The following is a 16,113-nucleotide window of genomic DNA, read 5'->3' as shown; positions in this document are numbered from 1 at the left end:
TTTATAGAATAATTAGTTATTATAAGCCAAACAATTTGAATTCCTAATTTTGCCGAATTGAGTCATTTAAACGATACTAGTAAAGGTACTTAGAATCAAAATATTCCTTTCTTTTATTTAAAAAACACTTAACTACCAATCCTTAAAAAGCAATTATTATTTTAAAATTTAGCGGATTATTTTGGGTTGTTATTCCCTTTAAAATTGGGAAAATCGGCAAGGATTTTAGATAAAAACCATTGAAAACGATCTCTCAATGGTTTTTATTTTGAAAATTACTTTACGGTTAGTTTAATTGCTGTTAAATCTTTGGCTAAAGATGAAGCTCCAACTGAAATGGTAAAATCTCCAGGCTCGACCACTTTTTTCATTTCTTGATTGTAAATCGATAGATTGTCAAAATTCAATTCAAACTGAACCGTTTTGGTTTCACCTGCTTTGAGATGAACACGCTCAAAACCTTTTAGCATTTTGTTGTATCTTCCAACAGAAGCAAAATCATCTCTTATGTACATTTGTACAATCTCGTCACCATCTCGTTTGCCAGTGTTGGTCACTTCTACCGAAACTGTTGTTTTTCCGTTAACAGCAATGGTCGGCTGAGCCAATTTTAAATTTTTATATTCAAAAGTGGTATAACTCATTCCTTGTCCAAAAGCAAACAATGGTGTTTTATCAGCAAACTTATACAATCCTTTACCTGAACCTACAAAATCTGGTTTCTCCAAATAAGTAACCGGAATTTGCCCTACCGAACGCGGAAAAGAAACGGTTAATTTCCCTCCTGGATTGTTGTCTCCAAAAATAGTTTCAGCAATCGCCTCACCTGATTTCATGCCTAAATACCAAGTTTCTAAAATCGATGGAATTTTTTCAGCTATAAAATTGATGGACAAAGGACGCCCATTAATCAACACAGCTACAATTGGTTTTCCTGTTTTATGAATTGCTTCTACCAATTCATTTTGAACGCCAATTAAATCTAAATTATCTCTATCGATTCCTTCGCCACAAGTAAGAGAAGAACCACCAACAGCTAGAATAACCACATCTGAATTTTGAGCTGCTTTTATTGCCTCATCAAATCCAGCTTTAGAATCCGTATATAAATCACAACCTTTGGCATAATTTACTTTTATATCCTTCCCTACTTTATCCTTAATTCCTTGTAAAACCGAAACATAATAAGGAGCTGCGCCTGTATAGCCACCTAACAAAGGAAACTTTCCATTTGGCAGTTTATTTTCATCAGCATTTGGCCCTATTACCGCAATGCTTTTAATTTTGTTTTTATCCAATGGCAAAAGGTTGTTTTCATTTTTCAACAATACGATTGCTTTTTTGGCAATTTTCAAGGATACTGCTTGACTTTCAGGCTTACTAACTAATTTATCTGGATAGGTTTTTCCTAATGTTTCAAACAAACCCAATCTGTATTTAGCCGTTAAAACTCGGCTCACACTTTGGTCAATATTTTTAATAATCGAAGGGTCTCTTTTTAAGGCTTCTTTCAAAACGGCATTTGTATAAGTGGACCATTCCAAACTTTTACCAATTACCAAGTCCATATCGACTCCTGTTTTCAATCCTAAAATGGCAGCATCTACTCTGTCTTTAGCAATCGAATGCATTAAATTTAGTCGTAAAACATCATTATTATCTGAAACGATAAAACCATCAAATCCCCATTTATCGCGCAACAATCCTTGTAAAAGCGGTTTGTTCATGTGCATAGGAATACCATTAAAATCTTGATGTCCTGGCATTAGCGAACCTACTTTGGCTTCTTTTACAACAGCTTCAAAAGGTGGCAAATGAATTTCAAACAATCTTCTTTCGGACATATCACTAAAACCTCCATTAATCCCACGACGGTTTTCAGGATAGCCAACAAAATGTTTGGCCGTAGCCATAATATGATTTTTATCAAAACGTTCTTTACCCGTTCCTTGAAGTCCGTTTACAAAGGCAACCCCCATTTTGGAAACTAAAAACGGATCTTCACCATAGGATTCTTCTACACGACCATAACGAGGGTCACCCGTAATTACATCTAAATTAGGCGAATAACAATGCGTTAAATTAGCCGCTCTGGCTTCTAAAGCAATATGCGTAGTCATTTCCTGAAGCAATTTCGGTTCCCAAGTCGATCCCAAAGCAATCGCTTGCGGATATACTGTGGCATTGTCTAACCACAGGCCGTGCAAACATTCACTGTATTTCATCATAGGAATACCCAAGCGTGTGTTTTCAGGAGCGTCTTGCGTTAATTGTTCTATTTTTTCGTCCAGTGTCATTTTTCCCAATAGTACTTTGACCTTGGCAGCAATTTCAGTATTCGATTGCTGTGCAAATCCTGCTTGAAAATGGGCAGCTACAAGCACAAAAAAGAATTTAATAAATAACGAATTTGATTTAATCATTGTAAAATAATATTAATAGTTTTTAATTCTCTCCATACTAATTTCTAAAATTAGTGTAAGTTATTCAAATAGTTATCCTGCTTTATCGTGGTGGGGCATCCGACAAAACTAGATTTGTTTTCATTGTTATTTTTTAACTATCCCTGGAGCTATTTTAAAATGGATATTTTTTTGATCCTCTGGCCATTTTTTAATTGTTAATTGCTGGCGCATTTCGTCCCAAACAAAATCCGAAACGGTCGCTTTTGTATTGTTTTTTACTATTTGAAGTCCTTCTTTTTTGATAGGATCATAGGTTAGTATCATAGCGTCATCACAAATTATGGAAAACCCATCTGGATAATGCCTATTGGCTCCCACAAAAACAACCGAAGTTCCTTTGCTATTGTCTGATTTTAAGTTGACATGCAGTGTGCGGCTGGCAAAATCAAATTTGAATTTCAAAATATCTCCTGCAATCGTTTGGGGATAAGGTCTTGCAATGATATCAGTAATGTATTTACGCTCTACCGTTCCGATGGCATTTTTATCACTAAAAATGGCCCAGGTTGAAGGTCCTTCTGACATGAAATTTTGCATTTTTGGATTTCCCGAAAACCAAGCTTTAATGCTTCCTACCCCCATTTCATCAAAGACTTCGGCGGTACGCATATACAATTCGGTATATTTTAGTTGCCCTACCTTTCCACTAATAAGGGTATCCGTTTTGGCAAAAGTAGGAAAGCCCCATTCTCCTATAAAAATGGGAGCATTTAGCATCGTCGATTCGCGATCAAAACGATCCATCACAGGTTTTACCAAATCCATATTGCTCTGATAAATATGGGGTGCAAAAACCACATTTTTTCGATTAACCGCTGTCGTAATTTCAGCATATTGATTGTTGTCCATCCCTTCTCCTTTATTCATAAAAATGGACTGAATCAATACTTTTTTATTTGGATTTATTTTTTGACTTTCATCTATGATTTTTTGGTACAACGGCACTAGGTATTTTGCAGTCAAATCATCGTATGAAATATCCATCGTAAGTTTTCGCGGTTCGTTCACCACATCATAACCAAGCACAAAATTTTCGTTTTTATAGCGGTTCCAAATCAGCTTCCAAGCGTCAATATAGGTTGTATATTCCTGTTTTTGGTTCAACCAAAATTGCTCCCATGAAAAATGTTCAACACCATAAACCGTCATTTTAAAAACAGTTTTAATTCCATTTTTTTTACCTAAATTGACTAAATTATCTAATTTGAGCAAATAATTATTATCTAATTTAGCGCCAGGAAAAGTACTTAGTTTTCCTAACTCTAGTCGGATGACTTGGTAATTTGCTCCCATTCGCACCATGCGTAAATAGTCATCAGATGTAAATTCTCCATCATTGGTTACCACCACATACCCCCTAGGAATAATATGACGTCCTTGCTCATCACGTAAACCGTGTTTTATTTGTCCTACTACCGAAAATGTCATTGCTAAAAAAAACAGGACGCTGTACTTTATTTTCATAATTTATATTGAATTAAAATGATTAACAACTATTCTCTCAAAACAAACTAGATTTTGTCAGTCTTGGCAGAGTAGCACTAAAAAACCTTAGGTCTTATTGTAAAGCACTAAGGTTTTGATAGAGGTTTTCTTTTTTTTTTTATAATTTAAATTGATTCATCTCTGTATATTCTCCTGTTCTGTGGTACTTATCCCAAATTCTCAGTTTCCAATAATAGGTAACACCTGCTTTCAAGTTAGTCGCCCCATATTGAACTCCCGAGGTATTTGACTTCATTACCTCTTCACTATTCCACATATCACCAATATTTTTTTCCAAATTAACTTTTGAACTAGCTACTAAAATTTGATACGATTTTTGCGAAATAGCACCTTGTGGCAATACCCAACTGAACTCTGGTTGAAGTGCATTGTTTGTTACAACGGTCTTCAAAGCGGAAGGAACTCCAGTAGTAGGATCTTTATGTTCCTCAATAAGTGCGTCACATTTTGCTCTTAATTTATCTAATACACTTTGGTATTTGGTATCTTTAACCAAATTGTTAACCTCATCTGGATCTTGTTTCAAATTGTACAATTCTTCAATGGATTTGTCATTGACATATCTGAAATATTTCCACTCATTTGTTCGAACACCTTCACTTGGCGGAATATTCTTGAATTCCCATAAATGCTCTACTAGTATGGTGTCTCTTAGTGCTGCAGCATTTTTATTTTCAACCAATGGTGCTAAACTTTTTCCTGCCCAAGTCGCCGGTTTTTTAACGCCAGCATAGTCTAATATTGTCGCCGGAATATCCACATTCAAAGCCATAGACTGTACCTCCTTATGCTCTTTGACCCTTGGGTCATAAATAATAAGAGGCACTTTCAAAGAATTATCATACATCAACCATTTACCCGCAATTTGTCTTTCTCCTAAAAAGTATCCGTTATCGCCCATTACGATGATAATGGTGTTTTTATCCAGACCTTTCTTTTTTAATTGTTTACGAATTTTAGTGATTTCCATATCAACACCTGCAATCATGCGGTAATATCCTTTGACACTGTGTTGGTATTTCTCGGGTGTATCATAACGCCAAGTCCAACGCAAACGATTATAACCATCTTTTACAATTTGAGGAAGTACATCATAATACTTATTGTCTGAATATTTTGCAGCTGGAACCTGAGTGTTTTTCAATACAAAATCTTGTTCTTTGTCCCAGAAATACTGTTCTTTGGCCGAATCGTGCGCATGAGGAGCACTAAAACTCAACTGTAAACAAAACGGTTCGTCTTTTGATGCTTTATCGATAAAATCTAAAGCTTGTTGTCCGGTATAACGAGTTAAGTGAACGGTATCTTTACCAATAGTTTTGTAATAATACCCGCGTCTGTCATGGAATGATGCTTTTCGATCATAATCATCATATACATCATACAAGCTTTCTAGATTCTTGTATTTTACCCCAAATTTTCCAAACAAGGCTGTACGATAACCAGCCTCTTTTAGCACTTTAGGGTAAGCTGTGTTCATGAATTCTTGCTTAATTTCATCAGATTGAAAGCTATAACGGTGGGTGCGCTCATACAAGCCACTTATCAAACTTGCCCTACTTGCAGCACAAATAGGAGTTGTAGCAATGGTATTATGAAAAAAAGTTCCTGTCTTAGCCAATTTATCCATTTCAGGAGTATATGCAAGTTTATTGCCTACATATCCCAGGGCATCCCAGCGTTGATCATCAGTGAGGATAAAAATAATATTAGGTTTTTTTTCTGTTTTTATTTTTTCTTGGGCAAACACTAAAGCTTTACTAGGCAAACCTAAAAGCATCCCTAGCGACACAACTGCTAAAAAATTTTTCTTTATCATTTTTTTTCTAATTCTACTTCCTTTATTTATCTGCAAAAAAGTAAAGAAATTTATTGTTTCTTATATTCGTCTCTAAAAGTAGGCATAGCATAAGCTTTATCTATCCTGTACTGTACTGTATAGAGTTTAAAGTTCCCTTCTAAATAAAAAAAACCTCCCTTAGACAACAGCTATAAAGCCATGACCAAGGGAAGTTCACCAATAAATAGCTAATTATTTAAAGCTATATGAATATTAAGAAATGGTAACAAAGAGTTGATTTCTAAAATAATCTTCAACCATTTAGGCTACATAATTCCTGATTTGAGTATTATTTTTTTTGTTTAACAACAACAAAATATTAAAACTATAAGCAATACTATTTATCTGTTTTTAACCTAATTAAAAACTGTTTTATCAATTTAATGCCATAGTCATTCTTCGAGTCATTCTTTTTTAAGAGCGGTAACTTTTAACCTAAATTACACATTGGAAAACATATTCTTTAATTAATTTTATAAGATAAAATCTGTAAAAATATGCCTAACCTGACTATTAGCAGATAGGTCAGTTTGAAAAAAATGAAAGAGTTCCAAATCCAGATTTTAGGCTTAAGTAAAACGCAATAATCTCAAAACAAATATCTGTAAGGACATAATAATTTTACAATCCTAAAAAAAACATGATATAAAAAAAGGCTTCGGTAATAAAACCTAAGCCTAATTTTACTATTTCAAGCTATTAGATTCCAAACAAAGGTTGACCAAACTTATACCTTCTGGTCATTTTAGCATTTCGTCCAAGTGCTAAGATGTGTGCTACGCAATTACCATTTGAGAAAATATAATTATGATAGCCTACAGTTGCGTTTATCTTACCCAATCCGCCAGTAGGCAAATCTGGTGAGGCATTTATTTGCATATTATAATTCCAATCTCTGTTAATGGTCATCGTTTTGTTGTTTACATCGTTTGACAAGGTATTGAAAGTATAATTTTGATCTAAGGTTTTTAAATGATTAGGCCCTTGGTCTACATATTCATCCAAAATGAGGTGAAGCAATGCATTACGTACGATATCTAAATTGACTTTAGGGTCGGCAAAAACATCTGCTGGATCTCTATTGGCAGTATTTCTTAATGAAAATTCTTTACTAAAAAAACCAGGACCATTATTTGTCCAATTGGGATCTTTCATCAAAAAGAAAGTTTGTTTTTTTGTTGAGGTGTTATAAACATCTTGCAATCCTGTTTGTTTGATTGCTTCAATCATAAAATTAAATTCACCTTTGGGATTTGTTTGTAGCCATTCCCAAACTGTCATGGAACCAAAGGTAACTTGAGGAGTTACCTCCGAATCAAATTTGAATTTCTTTTGAGGTTCTAAATCACAACTTATAAAAGTAAAAGGAACTAGCAAGGACATCAAAAAGATTCCTAGTCTAAATTTTATTTTTAATGTATTCATGTGTATCTTTTTTAATTAAATATTATTTATATGCTTCGTTTTGAGTCAGCTTTGGATTGTCAATTCGATGTCTAAACCATATTGGCCAAAGAATTTCATTTTGTTTCAATCCATTGATTGGCGCCATTACTTGTACAGCTTTTCCTGTTCTGACCAAATCCCACCATCTTGTACCTTCGCCAAGAAGTTCTAAACGTCTTTCACTAAGGATAAAGTTTTCAACTTCGGTTTTGTCATTTACATTTACAATATCTGGAGTTGTTCCAGAATTTACTTGTGGTAATTCACGAGCTTTTCTGATGTCGTTTAAGATAGCAATTGCTTCAGCTTGTCGATCAAGTTTATTTAATGCTTCAGCTTTTAGTAATAACATATCTGCGTATCTAAAGAGAATTATATCTGTATCATCTATACTTGGACTAATATTACTTTTATGATACTTTGAAACCCTTAAATCTTCACCTGTTGAACCAAGCTCTGTAATCGATTCATAATAACGATAATCACCATATTTAAAATTCTTTTCACCAGTATCTTCGTTTATTTCAAATACATGAGGGTCTACACCTGGGTATTTTGTAACCCATTCTAAAGAATCAGTAGGAAACTTAGCTTCCCATTCCTCAACTAATTTTGGAGCTACCCAATAAGATGGTACTCCTTGGAAAAAAGTTGTATACACACCCGAAGCTCTATTACCATCTTCTTCAAAATTATATCTTATAGACATAATCAATTCAGGTCCTTCCTGTCCTTCACCAGGAAATCTTACTTCATCATTTAAAAATAAATTACGCCATTCGGTTCTATTTTTTGTTAACGAAAAAGCTTTACTATTTACTAGCTCCTCTAAAATATTGTTAGCTTCTAGAAATTTATTTAAATACATCATCACCTCTGCTTTGAAAGCTAATAAACTTGTTCTTGAAAATTGATGACGAGAAGAAACTACTGTTAAGTTTTCTTCGGCCAATTTAATATCAGCCAAAACAAGATCTAGTACTTCTTGAGGCGTAGCTCTAGGCCTAATAGATTCTGGAGAGAATGAAAGGTCTGCTTTTACAAACAATGGAACACCACCCCAAACTCTATAGGCATCAAAATAAGCATAAGCTCTTAAAGCATAAGCTTCACCTAATAATTGTTTTCTGTATTGTGGAATTTGCGGAATTTTTTCGATGGCTAGATTGGCTCTAAAAATCATTTTATACAATTCATTCCATTGCAAATAATTACTTGAAGATTCAGGTGTCAAGTTATTTGTAATTAAATCTTGCGTATCAGGTTGTGGTTTATCTGATACTACATAATTATCTGCTCTAAATTCCCCCCACATAAAACGTTTCACTTTATAAGCGTCTTGCATGGCATCATAGACCGATGCTATTCCTAATTCGGCATCTTGATTGGTGAGCCAAAAAGATTCATCTGCTAGTTGGCTTAGTGGTTTTTCGTCTAAAACATCTTCACAAGAAGTAGTTAAACCAACTACTAAAAATGAAAACAGTATTACTTTATATATATGTCTTTTCATGTGTTAATTTTTAAAGTTATTATTAAAACTGTACGTTTAGTCCAAAGATAATTTCGGTCTTATTTGGGTAACGCAAGCTGTCCCAACCTGGCTGTAATGGATTCCCTCTATTTCCTAGTTCTGGATTATAACCTTCATAATTAGTTAACATAAAAAGATTATTAAAGTTGGCACTAAGCGTTAGTTTGTTTATAAAGCCTATTTTTTTTAATGTTTCTTTTGAAAAATTATATCCAAATTTTACATTTCTCAATTTGATAAAATCAGCTTGACTTACATAATTAGATTCAAAACCACTTCTGTTATTGGCTCTACTAGTTTCTAAGCTAGGGTATCTAGCAATATCTCCTTGTTTTACCCAAGCACCATCAATACGTTCAGGATTTGGTGTATAAACAGAGTTACTTGCTTTATCTCTAATGTGGTCATAATTTCTATAGATATCATTACCAAAATTATAGGTAATTAGAAATGACATACCAAAACCTTTGTAATTAAAACTATTGTTAAAACCACCAACAAAATCAGAAAGTCCGTTTCCTATAACTACTCTATCACTGGCTGCATCAATATTAAAATCACCATCTTGGTCTTCAAAAATGATGTCTCCACCTTTTAAAACTCTATTAGAGTATTTTAATTTTTCGATAGTCCCTGAGTATTCTTGTCCATTAAGAGTATAGTTTACAAAATTTTGGTTTGAATCAAAATTGGGTGTTAACCTAGTTCCTTCTGGCGTAAAAGCATTGGATTCGTCATATTGAAATACACCTAAATTTTTGTACCCATACATATTACCCAATGATTCTCCTTCTTGAATTAAATAACCACCTGATTCAAATCCATCATCATCAGCTAGGTCTAGCACCTTGTTTTTGTTGTAAGCCAAGTTAAAACCTGTTGACCATGAGAAATTATTAGTTTTAATCGCTCGGTACGAAGCACTTACTTCCCACCCTCTATTTTCAACAGAACCAATATTTGTTCTAACATTAGAAAAACCTGTTTCTTGAGGAATAGGCACTTCATAAAGCAAATCAGTAGTTGTTTTTACGTATCGATCTACCGAAATATTTAAACGTCTTTTAAATAATGCTAAGTCAATACCATAATTTTGTTGAGCCGTTTCTTCCCATCCTAAATTGTCATTACCCAATTGCACTGGTGCAAAACCGTTGATACTGTTGTAAAAAGATCCTGGAGAATAAAGGGCAATACTTTCAAAATCACCAATTCTTTCGTTACCTGTAATGGCGTAACTCGCTCTTAATTTTAAGTCATTTAAAAAATGAACTGACTTCATGAAACCTTCTTTAGAAACTTTCCAACCCAATTGGGCAGCAGGAAAGTTACCCCATCTTTTATTAGCACCAAATCTAGAAGAACCATCTCTACGCAAAGAACCTGTTACAAAATACTTTCCTTTGAAGTCATACCCGAGTCTTCCATATACTGAAGACAATGAATGATTTGAGGCTGATGTTCCTGTAGAATTTAAATTATATTCTTTTACATTGTTAAAAGTCTGAATATAATCATTGTTAAATTCAATAGCATTTAAGTCAGACAATTCAATATTCCATTTTTGAACAGAATACCCTAATAAACCACTCAAGTTATGTCCTCCTTTTAGGCTCTTTTTATAGTTCAAGAAGTTTTCACTTTGCACATCATAATAAGTACGTTGTCTTTCTCGACCAGTAATTTTACCATTGTCAATATTTACGGTTTCTTGTGGTCTAAACTCATTGAGTTTTTGATTACGATAATTTAATCCCAAGGTTGTCTTGAATGATAAAGAAGGGCTGATTTTAAAATTAATATAATTAAAAATAGAAGATCTAAATTGTCTATTATCATTAACAGCCAATGCTGCTCTTGCTACAGGGTTGTTTCTAGCATAACGCTCTCTAATATAAGAGCCATCAAAGTCAATCAATAATACATTGGGTTGTCTGTATGATACTTCACGAAAAACAGCACTTTCATTAATACCATCTTGTAATTCATATGTCCCATTGATACGCATACCAGCAGTAATATATTTATTTAAGTCAAAATCAACTTTTAAATTAGAAGTGATTCTATTATAACCACTACCAATAATAATTCCCGACTCGTCTAAATAACTTGTGTTCCAGTAAAATTTAGATTTTTCAGAACCTCCGCTAAATGCTAAGTTTAATTGATTTTTAGTACCCACACGTTTAATAGCATCTTGAACATCTACCACCAATTGGTTTCTAATTCCTAATGAATCAATTACTGCACCAGAGGCATCCTGGCTACCCGTTCTTAATTTTTCAAATTTATTAAATTGTCTAGTATTAGATACAGGCACCAAGTTGTTTAAAAAACTATATGAACTAATATAATCCACACTCATTTTAGGAAAACCAGCTTTACCTTGTTTTGTAGTTACTAATACTACCCCATTTGCAGCTTTTGAACCATAGATAGCTGCCGATGCACCATCTTTTAGCACATCAATATTTTGTATATCCGATGGATTTATATTGTCAATATCATCTACTTGTTGTCCGTCTACAATATATAAAGGCGAGGTACCTGCTCCAAAGGTAGAAATACCTCTAATCTGAATTTCAGAACCAGAACCTGGACCACCATCAGATGTGATTTGAACACCTGCCACACGGCCTTGCATCCCTTCTAGAGCACTTACTGGAGCTACTTGCATAAGAGATTCCGATTTAACCGAACCTACAGCTCCATTTACGTCAGCTCTTTTTACTTCTCCATACCCAATTACCACTATTTCATCTAGTTGTTGTAGGTCTTCTGATAATAAAATATTTTTTTGAGTTTTTCCTTTTACCGAAACTTCCTGTGTTTCATATCCTAAATATGAAAAAACTAAAATTTGCTTCCCTACTTCTAATTTAATACTATAATTACCATCAAAATTAGTAGTGACAATATTTTTAGTCCCTTTTTGAAGGACATTCACCCCTGGTATTCCCAGTCCATCCTCGGAAGTTACTTGACCAGTAACCATTGCTGTCTGGGCACTAGCTATATTTCCCCCAACTAAAAACATAAGCAATACGAGGGAATAAATGCTTAATAAATTAGTAATCTTTTTTTCTTTTTTTTCCATAATCTTAGTTAGTTTTAATGTAAAAAAATTAATATTTGGTTGTACGAAACAACTCGAAGTTTATAAACTAAATAGGTAAAACATCTATTTAATCAAATTACAAATAAAGCAAACAAGCAGTCAAAAGCGTCCTTAAAAATGCTACTTTAGCGTTATTGTGTTAAAATTTTATCAATAATTAAATGAAAATATAATTATCATTAAAAAAAGTCCGAACAAGATCCTCCTCATTACAGAAGATTAGGTTAGCGGCTTGTATTTAAAAGAATTTAAATTCGTTATCAAAATTTGCACTAAAAATTTTGAAGGTGAATCATTAAAAAAATTTGCAATAATCAATTAAAAAATAAAGCAAATTAATTAGGCCAAAACATTATTAAATAGAATGTTTTGCTAATACTTACATGAAATTATGCAAATAAATAAAATTGAATTTCAATAAGCGATACTTAAAGGAACCGTAACCCTTTTAAGCTTATTGGCGAGGATAATAAGACGGTTTGTTTGTGAGATATAAATTCTGAAGTCATCACCGAAATCCCCAATTATTATTTTGATGGTGAGTCGTTATAGAATTCAATCATATTTACAAAGTAAGCAAAAAACATCAATAGAAGTATCCTGAACTATCCTGCTATTTTAACATTTACATTAACATTTAGGACAAAAAATTGAACAAACATTAAACTTCTACAACAAAAATTAAAAAGAGTTCACATACTATAAATTCTGTTATTCACAATCAATCAAGAGGTTAATACTGCCAAATCTTTATAATATATTGAGTTTTCTAAAACCATTTACAAGCGCTACCAATAACAAACAGTACAGGATTGGATATCAACAGAATAAGACAAAAAAAAAGCACCAAAAACGATTCTGTTTATGGTGCTTTACTAATTTAGAATTGTGTTATAAACTCTAAATAGAGTTTCTATCAATAAACCTAAAAGGTGCTCTAATTTTATCTTTTTCATGATTCAAAATCATGTTAGCTGTTCTTTTTCCTATAAAGACAAAATCTGTTGAAAGTACGGATATACCTAATAAATCTTTGAGTGGTGAATCGTTATATGAAATAACACCAATGTCATTTCCTAAAACAAATTCTTCATTCCTAATTTGATTAATCAAAATAACCAAATCAGTTTCGGCAATTGTAATAAACAGATCCCCTTTTTTTAAGACAATATCTGCACACACCTCATTAATAACTTGGAAATCAATATTAAATTCAACACAAAATTTTCTAAAGCCATGTAAAATTCGTCTTGGATAAGGATAGACTGATTTTTCTGGGTAAACTAAAATCAATTTACTGTATTTCAGTATTTTTTCTAAACCTTCCTTCAATCCATTATAGATATCTTCTTCAAAGTCTTGATAAATTTCAGCAACACCATTGCCTATATTCATATTATTATTATCCATCAAAATTAATTTTTCAGAAGGAATCTCTTTAAGAGTTTCTAAAACTTGAGGAGTATAACTTATATGTTTCAAATCCTCAGTTTTAAAATGTGGCATTATCACATAATAATCATAGGCCGATTTAAATTTCTCTAACAAATTTAAAAACAAAGATTCATCACAATGATAAATATGTAAATCAACATGAGCGCTTGGTCCTATGCTGTTAATAAATTCATTATACATAATCATCTTATATGAACTCAATTTATTAACCAGAAATAAAACATTAATTTTAGAAATCAAATCTGTTCTGGTAATATAATATCCCTTACCTCTGATAGAAGTGATTATTTTCCTTTCTTTCAAAATATTATAAGCTCTCTCGACAGTATCTCTCGACAAACCAAATTCTTCACTAAAAAAATTTATAGATGGAATTTTTTCATTGACTCTAATTTTTCCATTTGAAATATTATGAATTACAGCTTCTACAATCTGTCTGTACTTTGGAACTCTTGATTCCTCGTCAATGATGATATTTTTAGAAAAATCCATTGAAATATAATTTATATTTATAAAATCTTAATTAACAACAACAAGAACAACTAATTAGCTCACTTCAATTCCTATTATCTCTTTAACAAATTTAAGTCTAATAGAGGGTTTTAAAGTACCAAACTAGGATACCAATAGTACTAAGTGGCTGTTTATAAAAAGATTTTAGATGTTTTTATGTTAACGTATAGAGAAGGCATAAATAATTTCATTAGAATATTTTTCTCCTGGTTCTAAAATTGAATTTGGAAAATCCGAATAATGGGGAGCATCAGGGAAATTTTGAGGTTCAAAACAAATAGCAGGAAATGCAATATTTGAAAAATCTATGGCAAAAGGCAAGTCTGGAAAGTATTTTGGAGTAAAAACCACCATTCCTTTTTGATTGGAATACACATTAAGTTCAATTCCCGTTTCAGCCGAAAACAATATGGCTTTAATAGGCGCTGCATCCAACACAAATGTATCATCAAAACCAATAAAATCTTCTCTCCCTAATTTAGAAAATTCTCTCCTATCAAAATTAGTATGTTCTGAATTAAGGATTTTTCCTGAAGGTAATAATTGTGAACTTACTTCGAGATAAGCACTACTGTTTATTTTTAAATCATGTTGTAAAACAGTTCCTTTCCCATTCAAATTGAAATACGGATGACTGGTCAAATTTACAGGACAAGCACTGTCCGTTTTAGCAGTATATGTAATCTTCAAAGCATTGTTCTCTGTCAATTCAAAGATCACTTTCACAGCCAAATTACCTGGATACCCTTCTTCCAGATGAGGACTCAAATAACGCATTTCAACAGTAGTTTCTGTGATTTTAGATATCTCCCAAAGTTTGTCATCAAATCCCGATTTACCACCATGCAAATGCACTCCATCGTCATGATATATTTGGTATTGATCATTATTTACAAAAAAACTTCCCTTTGAAATACGTCCAGCATAACGCCCTATCGAACTTCCTAAATACAATGGATTCTCTTTATATATCACTCCCAAATAATCTTCAACTGATTCCAATCCAACATTTACTTCAGTCAAAGTCCCTTGTTTATTAGGCACTTTTAAACTCATAATGGTTGCTCCATAATTAGTCAACTGGAGCGTCATTCCGTTTTCGTTTTTTATCGTTACAATTCGTAATGTAGGATTCCCATTGTTCTCAATAGTATCCTCAAGTATATTAGTTTTCATCTATGGTATATTTTAAACCGGTTTGTACTCGTACTGCATCAACAATAGAAATCAAGTCCAAACAATTTTGATGGGACCAAACTGTGCTTTCAATAGCTTCTTGTTGAATACATTTATGACATTCTTCAATTTCATAGGTAAATCCTCTTCCTTTGGTAGGAAAACAATATTCCGTTTGATGGTCACTTTTTATAAAATTAAAGCCTTGGGCTTCATGCCAAAAGCCATTTAAGTTAATTCTGCCAGCCGTTCCGCTAATAGTCGCCACCATATTCGAATGCGACATAAAACTACTTTGCAACACCGCTTGTGCGTTTTTATATTGCAAAATCATCGCTGTTTGTTGGTCTGCCCCCGTTTCAAAAAACAATCCCGAAGCCAAGACCTTTTCAGGCTTACCAAGCACCACATAAGCTAGCATTAAAGGATAAACGCCCATATCTAATAGCGAACCACCACCCAAATCTAAATCGGTCATTCTACCGCTAGGATTGTTAATCAAATATGAAAAATCAGCATTGATATATCGTATTTCTCCAAGTTCTCCTTGCTTTATTTTCAAAAGTGCTTGCTGAAAAGAAGGATTAAATCGTGTCCAAAAAGCTTCCATAAAGAAACGGCCGTTGGCTTTGGCTGCCGCAACCATTTCCGAAGCTTGTTTGTGATTCAATGCCACTGGTTTTTCGCATAACACATGCTTTTTTTCATTCAAAGCCTGAACTGCAAGTGATGCATGCGAGTCGTGTGGTGTGGCGATATAAATAATATCTACTTGAGGATCATTGATAAGGGTAGTATAATCTTCATAAACAACTGTAGCATGGTGTTTTTCTGCAAAAGCATTAGCCTTGTCTATACTTCGAGAAGCTACCGCATACAATTCGGCGTCAGCTACCAAAGCTAAGTCAAAAGCAAATTGATTGGCAATATTTCCCAATCCTAAAATTCCCCATTTTATTTTTTTGGTACTCATATTTTTTTAGCATTTGAATTCTACCCTTTAAAACAAAAAGCATTTATTGCATGTTTATTTTTTTTTTTTAGCCACGAATTAAAAAAT

General features: G+C 33.0%; 9 protein-coding genes. All 9 read right to left on the bottom strand.

The window, feature by feature from the left end:
- Positions 1 to 275: 275 nt before the first annotated feature.
- Entirely contained in the window at positions 276 to 2,423 is a 2,148-nt protein-coding gene (locus tag SLW70_RS09055) for a glycoside hydrolase family 3 N-terminal domain-containing protein (protein WP_320887988.1), read from the bottom strand.
- A 126-nt stretch (positions 2,424 to 2,549) separates the two neighbouring features.
- A complete protein-coding gene (locus SLW70_RS09050) occupies positions 2,550 to 3,929 on the bottom strand; it encodes a cellulase family glycosylhydrolase (RefSeq protein ID WP_320887987.1) in 1,380 nt (459 codons plus the stop codon).
- Between the two features lie 139 nt (positions 3,930 to 4,068).
- Positions 4,069 to 5,790, bottom strand: a complete 1,722-nt coding sequence (locus SLW70_RS09045) for a sulfatase (protein WP_320887986.1) — start codon at positions 5,788 to 5,790, stop codon at positions 4,069 to 4,071.
- 720 nt (positions 5,791 to 6,510) lie between these two features.
- Positions 6,511 to 7,236: a hypothetical protein gene (locus tag SLW70_RS09040; RefSeq protein ID WP_320887985.1), complete on the bottom strand. Its 726-nt coding sequence runs from the start codon at positions 7,234 to 7,236 to the stop codon at positions 6,511 to 6,513.
- Between the two features lie 22 nt (positions 7,237 to 7,258).
- Positions 7,259 to 8,770 (bottom strand): RagB/SusD family nutrient uptake outer membrane protein, encoded by a 1,512-nt coding sequence (locus SLW70_RS09035; RefSeq protein ID WP_320887984.1) that lies wholly within the window; start codon positions 8,768 to 8,770, stop codon positions 7,259 to 7,261.
- A 22-nt stretch (positions 8,771 to 8,792) separates the two neighbouring features.
- The gene (locus SLW70_RS09030) at positions 8,793 to 11,888 is read right to left on the bottom strand and encodes a TonB-dependent receptor (RefSeq protein WP_320887982.1); all 3,096 of its coding nucleotides are present in this window, start codon (positions 11,886 to 11,888) and stop codon (positions 8,793 to 8,795) included.
- 921 nt (positions 11,889 to 12,809) lie between these two features.
- Positions 12,810 to 13,856: a GntR family transcriptional regulator gene (locus tag SLW70_RS09025; RefSeq protein ID WP_320887981.1), complete on the bottom strand. Its 1,047-nt coding sequence runs from the start codon at positions 13,854 to 13,856 to the stop codon at positions 12,810 to 12,812.
- A gap of 180 nt (positions 13,857 to 14,036) precedes the next feature.
- The gene (locus tag SLW70_RS09020; RefSeq protein WP_320887980.1) at positions 14,037 to 15,053 is read right to left on the bottom strand and encodes an aldose epimerase family protein; all 1,017 of its coding nucleotides are present in this window, start codon (positions 15,051 to 15,053) and stop codon (positions 14,037 to 14,039) included.
- Positions 15,043 to 16,026 carry a Gfo/Idh/MocA family oxidoreductase gene (locus SLW70_RS09015; protein WP_320887978.1) on the bottom strand — a complete coding sequence of 328 codons (984 nt, stop codon included), beginning with the start codon at positions 16,024 to 16,026 and terminating at the stop codon, positions 15,043 to 15,045. The genes SLW70_RS09020 and SLW70_RS09015 overlap by 11 nt, the downstream gene beginning before the upstream one ends.
- Positions 16,027 to 16,113: the final 87 nt, after the last annotated feature.

This window comes from Flavobacterium sp. NG2 (assembly GCF_034119845.1).
In the GTDB taxonomy this organism is placed as follows: Bacteria; Bacteroidota; Bacteroidia; order Flavobacteriales; family Flavobacteriaceae; genus Flavobacterium.
This window is presented reverse-complemented; position numbering and strand designations above follow the sequence as displayed.

What these genes read in the sequence shown, in the direction of transcription:
- SLW70_RS09025 (WP_320887981.1), bottom strand. Translation starts at nt 13,856, where the DNA reads ATGGATTTTTCTAAAAATATCATCATTGACGAGGAATCAAGAGTTCCA.
- SLW70_RS09020 (WP_320887980.1), bottom strand. Translation starts at nt 15,053, where the DNA reads ATGAAAACTAATATACTTGAGGATACTATTGAGAACAATGGGAATCCT.
- SLW70_RS09050 (WP_320887987.1), bottom strand. Translation starts at nt 3,929, where the DNA reads ATGAAAATAAAGTACAGCGTCCTGTTTTTTTTAGCAATGACATTTTCG.
- SLW70_RS09015 (WP_320887978.1), bottom strand. Translation starts at nt 16,026, where the DNA reads ATGAGTACCAAAAAAATAAAATGGGGAATTTTAGGATTGGGAAATATT.
- SLW70_RS09055 (WP_320887988.1), bottom strand. Translation starts at nt 2,423, where the DNA reads ATGATTAAATCAAATTCGTTATTTATTAAATTCTTTTTTGTGCTTGTA.
- SLW70_RS09030 (WP_320887982.1), bottom strand. Translation starts at nt 11,888, where the DNA reads ATGGAAAAAAAAGAAAAAAAGATTACTAATTTATTAAGCATTTATTCC.
- SLW70_RS09040 (WP_320887985.1), bottom strand. Translation starts at nt 7,236, where the DNA reads ATGAATACATTAAAAATAAAATTTAGACTAGGAATCTTTTTGATGTCC.
- SLW70_RS09035 (WP_320887984.1), bottom strand. Translation starts at nt 8,770, where the DNA reads ATGAAAAGACATATATATAAAGTAATACTGTTTTCATTTTTAGTAGTT.
- SLW70_RS09045 (WP_320887986.1), bottom strand. Translation starts at nt 5,790, where the DNA reads ATGATAAAGAAAAATTTTTTAGCAGTTGTGTCGCTAGGGATGCTTTTA.